We start from the raw sequence: 12,487 nt of genomic DNA on the forward strand, positions 1-12,487 counted from the left end.
TGAAAGCGGCCCTGTCGATGGAGCTGACAATGTCTTACCCGCGCTCGTTGCTTGCAATACTGATGCTGTGCCTGCTGACGGTTGGCAACACTTGGGCGGCCCCGGCTACCGCCAGCAAACCTGCTGCTGCCGACGCTGCCCCGAGCGCGCCGACGTGGCCGCAAGTGATCACCAGCGGCAAGGCCAAACTGACCGTGTACCAGCCGCAACTCGACAGCTGGGATGGCTACACCCTCAATGCCCGGGCTGCCGTCGAAGCCACCGGCGCCGACGGCAAACCCACCTTCGGCATCGTCCAGTTCAGCGCGCACACGCTGGTCGACAAGGCCACGCGCTGGGTCGCACTGGATCAATACAAGATCATCAAGGCCGACTTCCCTGCCGACGCCAGTCAGGCCGACGTCTGGCTCGGCGCGCTGCAGAAAGATGCCGAAAGTCGCAAGAAAACCATCTCCCTCGATCAACTTGAAGCCGCCGTCGGCGTGCTGTCGGCCGAGCAGAAAGCCGACAGCGCGCCGCTGGAAAACACCCCGCCGACGATCATCAGTTCCGACGTCCCGGCGCTGCTCGTCTACATCGATGGCGACGCCGTGTACCGGGCGGTCGATGGCACCGCGCTGCAACGGGTGATCAACACCCGCCCGCTATTGCTCAAGGACGCTGAGGGCAAGCACTACCTGCACGTGTTCGATGGCTGGATGGTCGCTGACAGCCTCAGCGGCGAATATACCCGTCTGACCACACCGCCAGCCGATCTGGAGAAGGCCAAACAGGCGGCGATCCAGAGCCGTCAGGTCGATCTGCTGACCGGGCAGAGTGATCCGAAAGACAAGGTGCCAAATCTGGCCAGACCGCCGCAGCCGAAAATCTTCATCGCCACCACGCCCACCGAGCTGATCGTCACCGACGGCGCGCCGCAGTGGCTACCGATTCAGGGCACCAGCCTGCTCTACGTGAGCAACACCACCGGGCACATCTTCAAGGAAATCGGTGACCAGAACAGTTACGTGCTGATCTCCGGGCGCTGGTTTCGCGCTGCCGACATGCGCGGCCCATGGACGTTTACCCCAGCGGACAAACTACCGGCAGATTTCGCCAACATCCCGGATGACAGCCCGAAAGAGAACGTCAAGGCTTCGGTCGCCGGCACACCGCAGGCCAAGGAAGCCGCGATCGCGGCGACCATCCCGCAAACCTCGGCGATCAAGAAGAGCGCTGTGAAAATGACCGCGCCGCAGTTCGATGGCGAGCCACAGTTGAAGGCAATCAACAGCACGCCGCTGCAATACGTGGTCAACAGCGCGACGCCGATTATTCGTGTCGACAACGACAACTGGTATGCGGTGGAAAACGGTATCTGGTTCAGCGCCACCTCGGTAAACGGACCATGGAGCGTCGCCAGTTCGGTGCCGGCGGTGATCTATTCGATCCCGCCGAGTTCGCCGATGCATTACCTCACCTACGTCAAAGTCTATGAGTCCAGCGGCGACACCGTGGTGGTCGGCTATACCCCGGGTTATCAAGGGTCGAATCTGGATCCGGCCACCGGCGTGGTGGTCTACGGCACCGGTTATCCATACACGCCGTGGGTCGGCAGCGTCTGGTACGGGCCACCGGTGACCTACGGTTTCGGCGTCGCCATGCGCTATACGCCGTGGACAGGCTGGACCTTCGGTTTCGGCTTCGGCTGGAGCTGGGGCGGCAACACCGTGGCGATGGGTTGGGGCTGGGGCGCTTATCCATGGTGGGGCAATTATGGCTGGGGTTACGCCTGGGGCCCGCGCCTGTACCCCGCGCCACTGGCCTGGGGCGGCGCCGCTTATGGCTATCGTGGCGGTGCTGTGGCCTGGGGGCCCGGTGGCTGGGCAGGCACCACCGGCAACATTTATCGTCAGTGGGGGGATCGCGCGACGGTGAGTCGCTATGGCGCCGGATACAACGCCTGGACCGGCAATCGCTGGGCCGGTCAGGTTGGCTCGTCCTATAACTCGCGCACCGGCATTGCGGCGGCAGGCCAACGCGGCGCGGTGCACAACGCCTACACCGGCAACTACGCGGCTGGACGCAGCGGTGAAGTGGTCGGGCCGAATGGTGGCGCCATCGCCGGTGGCCGGGTCACCGCAGGTAATGCTCGCACCGGCGCCCAGGTCACCGCCAATCGTGGCGCGGTGTACAACCCCAACACCGACAAGACCACGCAGTATGCCGGCGTGAAAGGCCGCAACGGCGGCGCCGCACGGGTTGGCGACAACGTCTATGCCGGGCGCGACGGCAACGTCTACAAGAAAACCGACAACGGCTGGCAATCGATGGTCAAGGGCAGCCCGGCCCGCACGGCGCCGGTCAACAACAATGCGCAACTGCAGAACCTCAATCGCGAGTCTGCTGCGCGCAACTTCGGCAACCAGCGCACCAACAACTTTCACAACTCCTCGCAAGTCATGAACCGCTCATTTGGGGGCGGCGGGGGCGGCGGTTTTCATCGCCGCTGATGGCTGCATTGAAAATTCAGACTGGCCCCGAGTCCGGTTTTGCTGTTAAAAAACCGGCTCTGCCGTCCCTGCCCCGTTTCATCGTTCGGAGAACCGCTTTCATGAGCCAATGGCCTGACACTCGCATTCTTGACCTGCTCGGCATCGAGCTGCCGATCATTCAGGCCCCGATGGCCGGCGCCACGACTTCGGCAATGGTGATCGCCGTGTGCAACGCCGGCGGCTTGGGTTCGATGCCTGCCGCAATGCTGAGCATCGAGCAGTTGCGCGAAGAGCTGAAGACCATTCGCGAGCACACCCGCAAACCGTTCAACGTCAATTTCTTCTGCCACCAGCCACCGGCCGCCGATGAACAGCGCGCGCAAGACTGGAAGAACCTGCTGGAACCTTACTACCGCGAATTGGGCGTCGATTTCGACGCACCGACACCGGTTTCCAACCGCGCGCCATTCGATGCGGCAGCGTGCGCCGTGCTCGAAGAGTTTCGTCCTGAGGTGGTGAGCTTTCACTTTGGTCTGCCGGAAAAATCCCTGCTGGATCGGGTCAAGGCCACTGGCGCGAAAATCCTCTCGTCCGCCACCACTGTCGATGAAGCGATATGGCTTGAGCAAAACGGTTGCGACGCGATCATCGCCATGGGTTACGAGGCTGGCGGGCATCGCGGGATGTTTCTCAGCGATGACTTGAGCAGTCAGGTCGGCACCTTTGCGCTGGTGCCGCAGATCGTCGATGCGGTGAAGGTGCCGGTGATCGCTGCCGGTGCCATTGCCGATGCCCGCGGGGTGGCGGCGGCGTTGATGCTGGGTGCATCGGCGGTGCAGGTCGGCACCGCGTATTTGTTCACCCCGGAAGCGAAAGTCAGCGCCTCACATCACCAGGCGCTGCGCAGCGCCAAGGAAAGCGAAACCGCGATTACCAACCTGTTCACCGGGCGCCCGGCTCGCGGCATTCTCAATCGGGTGATGCGCGAAATCGGCCCGATGTCACCGAAAGCTCCAGCCTTCCCGCTGGCCGGCGGGGCGCTGATACCGTTGCGTGCCAAAAGTGAAGCGCAGTTCAGCAACCTCTGGGCCGGTCAGGCGTTCCCATTGGGCGAAGAGCTGAACAGCGCTGATCTGACCCGGCAACTGGCGGATGGCGCTCTGGCAAAACTGCTTCGCCGCTGATCCGGCGCAGGGTGAGACATGGCACCACCTCACCCTGTGTTCACCAGCACTTCCTGTTTAGCGGCATTTCGCTATATATTTCGCTATATAGCGTTCCACCCTTCGCATCGGTGCAGTCCACCTCCAACAATAACTGCCCTCTGCACTCGCCCATAACGGAGCTGTTACATGACCATTCGTGCCCCACGTTTTGCCCCAACCTGCCTGGCCACCCTGCTTTCGGTATTCGCCTTCGGTACCGCTCAGGCTGATGAAGTGCAGGTGGCCGTTGCCGCCAACTTCACCGCGCCGATCCAGACAATTGCTGCCGATTTCGAAAAAGACACCGGGCACAAACTGGTCGCCGCCTACGGTGCCACCGGTCAGTTCTATACCCAGATCAAAAACGGCGCGCCGTTCGAAGTGTTCCTCTCGGCGGACGACACCACGCCGGAAAAACTGGAAAAAGAAGGCGACACCGTCAAGGGTTCGCGCTTCACCTACGCCATCGGCACCCTGGCCCTGTGGTCGGCGAAAGATGGTTATGTCGACGCCAAAGGTGAAGTCCTGAAGAAGAATGAATACCAGCACCTGTCCATCGCCAATCCGAAAGCCGCGCCATACGGTCTGGCCGCCACTCAAGTGCTGGAAAAACTCAAGCTGACTGAAGCGACCAAGGCGAAGATCGTCGAAGGCCAGAACATCACTCAGGCCTACCAGTTCGTGTCTACCGGCAACGCCGAACTGGGCTTCGTCGCGCTGTCGCAGATCTTCAAGGACGGCAAGGTCACCAGCGGTTCGGCGTGGATCGTTCCAGCGAGCATGCACGACCCCATCAAACAGGACGCGGTGATTCTGAACAAAGGCAAGGACAGCGCCGCCGCCAAAGCGCTGGTTGAATACCTCAAAGGCCCGAAAGCCGCTGCGGTGATCAAGTCCTACGGTTACCAGCTCTAAATGTCGCTGACGAGTGCCGACTTCGCGGCGATCTGGCTGACCCTGAAACTGGCGTCCCTGACCACCGCTATCCTGCTGGTCGTCGGCACGCCGATTGCCCTGTGGTTGTCGCGCAGCCGATCCTGGCTGCGCGGCCCCATCGGCGCAATCGTCGCCCTGCCCCTCGTACTGCCGCCGACCGTGATCGGCTTTTATCTGCTGCTGGCGATGGGGCCCAATGGCTTTCTCGGCCACTTCACGCAATGGCTGGGTCTGGGCACTCTGACCTTCAGTTTTACCGGGCTGGTGATCGGTTCGGTGATCTATTCCATGCCGTTTGTGGTGCAACCGTTGCAGAACGCGTTCTCTGCCATCGGCACCCGCCCACTGGAAGTGGCCGCAACCTTGCGCGCCAATCCCTGGGACACTTTTTTCAGCGTGATCCTGCCGTTGGCCCGCCCCGGTTTTGTGACGGCGGCGATCCTCGGTTTCGCGCATACCGTTGGTGAATTCGGCGTGGTGCTGATGATCGGCGGCAACATTCCCGACAAGACCCGCGTGGTCTCGGTGCAGATCTACGACCATGTCGAGGCGATGGAATATGCCCAGGCCCATTGGCTGGCCGGGGCGATGCTGGTGTTTTCGTTTCTGGTGTTGCTGGCGCTCTACTCCAGCCGCAAGACCCGCGCGGGTTGGAGCTGATCGATGATTGATGCACGTCTGAAAATCACTTATCCGGGTTTCAGCCTGGATGTCGATCTGCATTTGCCGGGGCGTGGCGTGACTGCGCTGTATGGTCATTCCGGGTCGGGCAAAACCACTTGCCTGCGCTGTATCGCCGGGCTTGAGCGAGCCGAGCAGGGTTTCATTCAGATCAACGACGAAGTCTGGCACGACAGCGAACGGCGGATTTTTGTCCCGCCGCACAAACGTGCAATCGGTTACGTGTTCCAGGAAGCCAGTTTGTTTCCGCACCTGTCAGTGCTGGCCAACCTGCAATTTGGCCTTAAACGCATCGCCAAGGCCCAGCGTCGGGTCGACATGGCGCAAGCCACCGAGCTGCTGGGCATCGGTCATTTGCTGGAGCGTCATCCGCAGCATCTGTCCGGCGGCGAACGCCAACGTGTCGGCATCGCCCGCGCGTTGCTGACCAGCCCGAAACTGTTGCTGATGGATGAGCCGCTGGCCGCCCTCGACAGTCAGCGTAAAAATGAAATCCTGCCATACCTGCAACGTCTGCACGACGAGCTGGACATCCCGGTGCTGTACGTCAGCCATGCGCAGGATGAGGTCGCCCGCCTGGCCGATCATCTGGTGCTGCTCAGCGACGGCAAGGCCCTGGCCAGCGGCCCGATTGGCGAAACCCTCGCGCGCCTTGACCTGCCAATGGCGTTGGGCGATGACGCTGGTGTAATCATCGAAGGCCAGGTCAGCGCCTACGATGCCGAGTACCAGTTGCTGAGTCTGCAATTGCCGGCGACTGCCATGAACATCCGGGTGACTCACGCGCCGATGGCGGTCGGTCAGGCCCTGCGCTGCAAGGTGCACGCCCGCGACATCAGTCTGGCCCTGCACAACAGCGAGGCCAGCAGCATCCTCAATCGCTTGCCGGTGACCGTGGTCAGCGAGCTGGCGGCGGACAACGCCGCGCATGTGCTGATTCGTCTGGATGCCGGCGGCACACCGTTGCTAGCGCGGATCACGCGGTTTTCCCGGGATCAGCTCGGCATCCACCCGGGCCAGCATTTATGGGCGCAGATCAAGGCCGTCGCCGTGCTGGCCTGAATTGGTTGGCACGACGGCCATGGCGCGCGGTCAATCGCTGTAACAGAGCGATTCGCCAAGGACACCGCCATGCCCGACACCGCACTAGCCGACGTCTTACCGCCCGACCTGCATTACGTCGACGATACCCAACCCGGCCTCACCCGTAAAAAGCTGCGTGGCAAGTTCGCCTATTTCGATCCGGCCGGGCAGCGCATTACCGACCCTGATGAGATCAAACGGATCAATTCGCTGGCAGTGCCGCCGGCCTACACCGATGTCTGGATCTGCGCCGATCCGCGTGGCCATTTGCAGGCCACCGGACGCGATGCCCGGGGCCGCAAGCAGTATCGCTATCACCCGCGCTGGCGCGAGGTGCGCGATGCCGACAAGTACTCGCGCTTGCGTGAGTTCGGCATGGCATTGCCGAAGTTGCGCAAACAGCTTGAAACCCTGCTGGACGCACCCGGCTTCAGCCGCGACAAAGTCATGGCCACGGTCATCACGCTGCTCGACGCCACATTGATTCGTGTCGGCAATACCCAATACGCGCGGGACAACCGCTCCTATGGCCTGACCACCCTGCGCAGCCGACATGTCGAGGTCAACGGCAGCGCGATCCTGTTCCAGTTTCGCGGCAAAAGCGGCATCGAACACCAGATCACCGTCAAGGATCGTCGCCTGGCGCGCATCATCAAGCGCTGCCTGGAAATCCCCGGACAGAATCTGTTTCAGTATCTGGACGAAAACGGCGAGCGGCACACCGTCAGTTCCCATGACGTCAACAGCTACCTGCAAACCCTCACCGGTGCCGACTTCACCGCCAAGGATTACCGCACCTGGGCCGGCAGCGCACTGGCTCTGGCGGTGTTGCGCGAACTGCAATGGGAGTCGGAAGCCGAGGCGAAACGGCACGTGGTGGAGATGGTCAAGAGCGTGTCCAAACAGCTGGGCAACACCCCGGCGGTGTGCCGCAAGTGCTACATCCATCCAGCCGTGGTCGAGCGCTTCCTGCTCGGTGCGCTGGCCGAACTGCCACGCCCGAGGGTGCGCAAGGGCTTGCGCTCCGAGGAAGTGGCGCTGGCGATGTTTCTCGAGCAAATGATGGACGCGTCTTGATCGCGGCGGATGGGTGATCTAGGCTAGCCACCTTTCCCCTTCAGGACGACCGCAGACAGTGAACAATCAAGCCTTCTGAAAATGTAATCGCGATAAGCGCTGAATAGCGCCTGTCAGTCTTCACGACATTTTTCGGAGGTGCCGATGACTCACGTCTCGCGTACGCCTGCCCTCGTCTCCCTGAATCAAACCAGTTTTCAGTTCGCTAATGGCGAGACGATTTTCAACGACCTGAATCTGCAATTCGATCACACCCACACCGCCATCGTCGGGCGCAACGGCGTCGGTAAAAGCGTGCTGGCCAAGCTGATCGCCGGGCACTTGCAACCAACTGCCGGCAGCGTCACCTGCTCGGTGCCATTGGCCTATGTGGCGCAAACATTCACCGCCGATGCGCGGCAGACCGTGGCCGACGCCACCGGCACCGCCGCCGCCCTTCGCGCATTGCAACGGCTGCAGTCTGGCGAGGCGGCAGCAGAAGATTTCGACATCCTCGGCGAGCGCTGGGATCTGCCCGAACGTCTGCGCCAATCGCTGGATGACGCCGGTCTGCCGGACATTGCTCCCACCGATCTGACCCAACCGCTGAGCGGCGGCCAGCAAGCGCGGCTGGCGTTGATCGGGGCGCTTCTGAATCCGGCGCATCTGTTGGTGCTGGATGAACCGACCAACCATCTCGACGGCCCCGGCCGCGACTGGTTGATGAGCGAACTGGAACGCTGGCGCGGCGGATTGATCGTCATCAGCCACGACCGGCAATTGCTTGAACGCATGCAGCGTATCGTCGAGCTGACGCCGCTGGGTGTCACGGTTTACGGCGGCAATTTTTCCGCTTACCAGCAGCAACGACAGATCCATCAGGCGGCGGCGCAAGCCACGCTGGATCAAAGCCGAACCGAGCGCCGGCGCGAGCAGCAGCGCTTGCAAAACGAGCACGACACCATCCAGCGGCATGCCGCCCGCTCACTGCGCAATGCCAAAACCGCCAACGTCTCGGGCTTCGAACGCGCCGGCCTCAAAGGTGCGGCGAGGCAGATCATGGGCCAGGTGCGTCATGGTCATCAGCAGCGCAAATCGGAGCTTGATGCACGGGTGCGCGATGCCTACGCCAAAGTGCTCGCGGATGATGCGGTGCTGATGAACCTGCCCGGCAGCGCAGTGCCTGCTGCGCGCAGAGTCTGTACGCTGATTGATGCGTGCGTGCCATGGTTGCCGGCGCAACCGCTCAATGTCACGCTGAGCGGGCCCGTGCGCGTCGCCGTCAATGGTCCGAATGGCTGCGGCAAATCGACGTTGCTCAGGTTGCTCGCGGGTCAACTGCATCCCGCCAGCGGCGAATGCATCACCCATGTTCCTGCGGCTTATCTGGACCAGCATCTGAAGCTGCTGGATGACCGTCTCAGCGTCATCGAGCAACTGCTCGCGCTGCAGAGTCCGTTGAGTGAGAGCGAATTGCGCAGCCATCTGGCGCATCTGCAACTGGACGCGCAACGGGTCACTCGAGCGAGCGCTTCACTGAGCGGTGGAGAACGTTTGAAAGCCGCGCTGGCGGTGGCCTTGTGGGGCAAGACGCCTGCGCAACTGTTGCTGCTCGATGAGCCGAGCAATCACCTGGACCTGGCATCGGTTCAGGCTTTCGAGCAGGCATTGCAGACGTTTCCCGGCGCAATTGTTGCGGTTTCCCACGACACTGAGTTTCTACAGGCGTTGAAACCGACGCATCGTCTGGATTGGCATGCCACAGAATGGCGGCTGCAACCGACGAACTGACTGGCTATTTTTTGCACGATTGGCCAAGGCTTCTATAGTTGATCTGACACCTATTTGCTGTGGTGACGCCATGGAAGACATCTTTGTCGTAAAACGCTGCAACAAGATCATCATTCACGGCCGCCGCGCCGGGGAAAGCCAACATGAACCCGCTGAGGCCAGCAGTTGGTTTCGGATCAACGACACCCGCACCGGCGGCTTCATCGGCGACGGCTACGATCTTGAGGAAGATGCCCGACGCGAATGCCGACGGCTCAATGCGGCCAGCTCGCCGCTGCCGGCGCGACAATCGGCCGGCTGATGCAATTGACAGGCGGGGTCTATACTCAAAGCAGCTGACGGACCAGCGCCCCAACGGCAGAGAGCTCGCAGCTCGCGGGCTTTTTGCTGCCTCTCAACGGTTTGTCTGAACGGAGGTGTTCCATGTCCGAAAAAGAGTCCATCACCACCCTCCTCACCTTGCTCGACTCTCGTCAGGCGCGACTTGCCGCGGCCTGCAAGGAAATCGCCGATTGGGTCGATCATCAAGGCGGCCATCCGACCGCCCTGCGCATCCGCGACCGACTGAACGACATCGAAAAAGACACACCGCTGATCCGCAGCACCCTGTCGTCGCTACAACCGGTCGAACGGCCACTGCCACGTTTCAGATGACTGCACCGCGATAAACGACAGCCAACCGGCGTACCGTCTGGCTGGTGTACCGAACGCCCCGAGGTGTGGGCGGTCAAAACCTGTACACGTCACCCAGGAGACGGTTCATGGTTATCCACTTCAAAACAGACGGACATCTGGCTTGTGGTCACAAGGGCGACAACCTTGCCTCAAGCCTGGAACTCAATCGCGTCAAATGCCGCAGCTGCCGCAACACAGACGCCTACAAAGAAGCACGCAAGACCCAGCGCAATGCCGCACGCCGCGCAGCGCGCCACACCAAAGCTGATCATGGTGCGTCGAACTGGCGTTCGGAGTGGATCGAACGCCTGACCGCGCTGGCCGGGCCGCAGCGCCTGCCAAGGGGCTTTTTCGGGCAAGCGTTCGTATAACCGATTGATGTCGTTTTTTTAGTCCATCACTCGACGTGAATTGCCACGAATTCACCGCTCGAACCCATCAATGCCCTGGCCTTATCGTCAGGGCTTTTTGTTGAAAACTCCGGTTCGAGCAGCCCGTAGCCCTGAGGCAAGCTTGCAAATAGCCAACGCGCCCTCATAACCAGAACCGTATCCACAGTCAGCGAGAGGCAAAAAATCATGACCGGACAAACCGAAACCGCGATTCTCGCCGGGGGCTGCTTCTGGGGCATGCAGGACCTGCTGCGGCGTTATCCCGGCGTATTGCAGACGCGAGTCGGCTACAGCGGCGGCGATGTACCGAACGCCACCTACCGCAACCACGGCAACCACGCTGAAGCCATTGAAATCATCTTCGACCCGGCGGTGATCAGCTACCGGCAGATCCTCGAGTTCTTCTTCCAGATCCACGATCCGAGTACGCCCAACCGTCAAGGCAACGATCTTGGCCCCAGCTATCGTTCGGCGATTTATTATCTCAGCGAAGAGCAACGCGACATCGCCGAGGATACCGCCGCCGATGTTGACGCTTCCGGTCTCTGGCCGGGCCGAGTAGTCACCGAAATCGAACCGGCGGGACAGTTCTGGGAAGCGGAACCTGAGCACCAGGACTACCTGGAGCGGATACCGAATGGCTACACCTGCCACTTCATCCGTCCGAACTGGAAGTTGCCCAAGCGCAGCTAATAACACACCTGCGTAATCACCCCACGCACGGCGCTGGCCTCAACTGAAGGCCGGCACTTGCGCACCTCTGGAATCGATCATTTTGGTGAGCCCTCCGTAGCACAGTTCAAGCGCCCGAGGATGAACATACGTTCATCGCAAGCATGGCTCAATGCGTCTAGCCTGCAGGTTCCAACATAGTGCCTACAGGAGTACCCCACCATGTTCTCGCACGAAAGCCTCCCGCTGATTGCCATTTTCACCATCATGCTACTGTGCGTACTGGCTGCGTTTTTACACCCGGTACATGCATTCTTCAGCTGGCTGCGCAGGCGCAAGGAACGATCAAACGCCCAGGCTGCAAAAGAGGTTGATTCGCGCTGAATGTGTTCCCTCAACTGGCCCGGGTATGCCTGGGCTTTTTGTTTTCTGGCCGAACAGCAGATACAAAAAAGCCCAGCGCGGGGCTGGGCCTGATTTTTCGTCAAGGTTAAAAACATCCGGGCTTTTTAGCCGCGAGAGTGGAACTCAAGTGACTTACGCCAGGCTCCTCTCGTGCTCGCTTTCATGGACATAAACCCATGAAATTCCAGATGGCGAGGCCTGATCGACGCGCATCAGCGCCGAATCGACTTTCTTCTTGGTAATGCCGTCTTTGACAAGGTCGAAGACGGCCAGGAAACAGTCCCCGGGAAGCGCTGTGATCGAGAGGTTGGTGATGTGTGATTCAGGGCTTCCAGCACGCTTGCCATACAAGCCCCAAAGTCGCTCCCAATAGTCCGCCCGACACATGATCTCTCCATCGGTGAGTACCACACGGAAGTCATTCGCCAACGCATCGTACAGAGGCTTGATGGCGCCCTCCGACCGGGAAGACATACCGCGCGACCACGGAAAGAAGAGATTGTACCAACGGTACACCTCGGCTTCGACGAGAGCGGTTTTATCGGTTGCTGCGTGCACTTGATTGATTGCCATCGGTGTTCTCCTTAACACGTCAAAAATGGCGGGTCTGGCGTAACAGACAGGCCGTCTGAATGCCCATCGCCTGAGCGATGCACCGCGCCATGATCAAGATCCATCCTGATATCAACGCCACCGGGTCAAGCTAAAATGTTCACTCAATGACTTTTGATATCTTCGACCAAGCCACAAACGTAGACGCTTGCAGGATTGGTTGCATCGAGAAGTGACCAACGGTCTCTGCGCGCAGAAACACAAGGAATTGACGAGGAGCCAGTTAAAAATGGCAATCCGAAAACAAACAAGGGTTTGCCTCAGCTTTCGCCCGCAAACCCTTGATTTTAGATGGTGCCCGAAGCCGGAATCGAACCGGCACGCCCTTACGAGCGGGGGATTTTAAGTCCCATGCGTCTACCAGTTTCGCCATTCGGGCGGTAGCGCTGTTGTAGTGCTCAAATCAGTCGACCAGAGAATCTGTCTGTGTTGAGCCTTTGAAGCAGAGCGGGAAATATATACATCACGTCCCGGTGAAGCAAGTTCACAGTGGCTGATTTCAAGA

13 protein-coding genes, 1 tRNA gene and 1 pseudogene are annotated in these 12,487 nt (G+C 60.5%); 13 read left to right on the forward strand and 2 right to left on the reverse strand.

The genetic code is table 11. The annotated features are described in order from the left end of the window. Positions 1-29: 29 nt before the first annotated feature. The 13 genes and pseudogenes from HDC30_RS01125 (at position 30) to HDC30_RS01180 (ending at position 11,349) form a co-directional block, all read left to right on the forward strand. On the forward strand, positions 30-2,492 hold the full coding sequence (locus HDC30_RS01125; RefSeq protein WP_183780060.1) for an autotransporter: 2,463 nt from the start codon (positions 30-32) through the stop codon (positions 2,490-2,492). Positions 2,493-2,593: 101 nt separating this feature from the next. Continuing rightward, positions 2,594-3,658, forward strand: a complete 1,065-nt coding sequence (locus tag HDC30_RS01130) for a nitronate monooxygenase family protein (protein ID WP_183780063.1) — start codon at positions 2,594-2,596, stop codon at positions 3,656-3,658. A gap of 168 nt (positions 3,659-3,826) precedes the next feature. Further along, positions 3,827-4,594, forward strand: a complete 768-nt coding sequence (modA, locus tag HDC30_RS01135; RefSeq protein ID WP_183780066.1) for a molybdate ABC transporter substrate-binding protein — start codon at positions 3,827-3,829, stop codon at positions 4,592-4,594. Continuing rightward, positions 4,595-5,275 carry a molybdate ABC transporter permease subunit gene (gene modB / locus HDC30_RS01140; RefSeq protein ID WP_003225407.1) on the forward strand — a complete coding sequence of 227 codons (681 nt, stop codon included), beginning with the start codon at positions 4,595-4,597 and terminating at the stop codon, positions 5,273-5,275. It abuts the gene before it with no gap. Between the two features lie 3 nt (positions 5,276-5,278). Further along, on the forward strand, positions 5,279-6,358 hold the full coding sequence (gene modC / locus HDC30_RS01145; RefSeq protein WP_183780069.1) for a molybdenum ABC transporter ATP-binding protein: 1,080 nt from the start codon (positions 5,279-5,281) through the stop codon (positions 6,356-6,358). Positions 6,359-6,427: 69 nt separating this feature from the next. After that, positions 6,428-7,456, forward strand: a complete 1,029-nt coding sequence (locus HDC30_RS01150) for a DNA topoisomerase IB (RefSeq protein ID WP_096796534.1) — start codon at positions 6,428-6,430, stop codon at positions 7,454-7,456. Positions 7,457-7,708: 252 nt separating this feature from the next. Then, positions 7,709-8,068, forward strand: a pseudogene (locus tag HDC30_RS29405) (ATP-binding cassette domain-containing protein); the annotation flags it as partial. Positions 8,069-8,158: 90 nt separating this feature from the next. Then, positions 8,159-9,226, forward strand: coding sequence for an ATP-binding cassette domain-containing protein (locus HDC30_RS01155; protein WP_409347899.1), 1,068 nt, complete (start codon positions 8,159-8,161; stop codon positions 9,224-9,226). Between the two features lie 70 nt (positions 9,227-9,296). Continuing rightward, positions 9,297-9,527, forward strand: coding sequence for a hypothetical protein (locus tag HDC30_RS01160; RefSeq protein WP_007964938.1), 231 nt, complete (start codon positions 9,297-9,299; stop codon positions 9,525-9,527). Between the two features lie 122 nt (positions 9,528-9,649). Continuing rightward, positions 9,650-9,880: a hypothetical protein gene (locus HDC30_RS01165; RefSeq protein ID WP_007964939.1), complete on the forward strand. Its 231-nt coding sequence runs from the start codon at positions 9,650-9,652 to the stop codon at positions 9,878-9,880. Positions 9,881-9,987: 107 nt separating this feature from the next. Further along, positions 9,988-10,272, forward strand: coding sequence for a hypothetical protein (locus HDC30_RS01170; protein ID WP_027612677.1), 285 nt, complete (start codon positions 9,988-9,990; stop codon positions 10,270-10,272). A gap of 207 nt (positions 10,273-10,479) precedes the next feature. After that, complete coding sequence (gene msrA / locus HDC30_RS01175) at positions 10,480-10,986, forward strand: peptide-methionine (S)-S-oxide reductase MsrA (RefSeq protein WP_115989685.1); 507 nt, start codon at positions 10,480-10,482, stop codon at positions 10,984-10,986. Positions 10,987-11,187: 201 nt separating this feature from the next. Further along, positions 11,188-11,349 carry a hypothetical protein gene (locus HDC30_RS01180; protein ID WP_166495875.1) on the forward strand — a complete coding sequence of 54 codons (162 nt, stop codon included), beginning with the start codon at positions 11,188-11,190 and terminating at the stop codon, positions 11,347-11,349. 153 nt (positions 11,350-11,502) lie between these two features. Here the strand turns inward: HDC30_RS01180 and HDC30_RS01185 are convergent, their stop codons facing one another. Together HDC30_RS01185 and HDC30_RS01190 are read right to left on the reverse strand one after the other, a co-directional pair. Further along, complete coding sequence (locus tag HDC30_RS01185) at positions 11,503-11,943, reverse strand: hypothetical protein (protein ID WP_183780075.1); 441 nt, start codon at positions 11,941-11,943, stop codon at positions 11,503-11,505. Between the two features lie 331 nt (positions 11,944-12,274). Continuing rightward, positions 12,275-12,361: transfer RNA gene (locus HDC30_RS01190), tRNA-Leu, on the reverse strand. Positions 12,362-12,487 lie beyond the last annotated feature (126 nt).

Source organism: Pseudomonas sp. JAI115, from assembly GCF_014200835.1.
Taxonomy (GTDB): Bacteria; Pseudomonadota; Gammaproteobacteria; order Pseudomonadales; family Pseudomonadaceae; genus Aquipseudomonas; species Aquipseudomonas putida_A.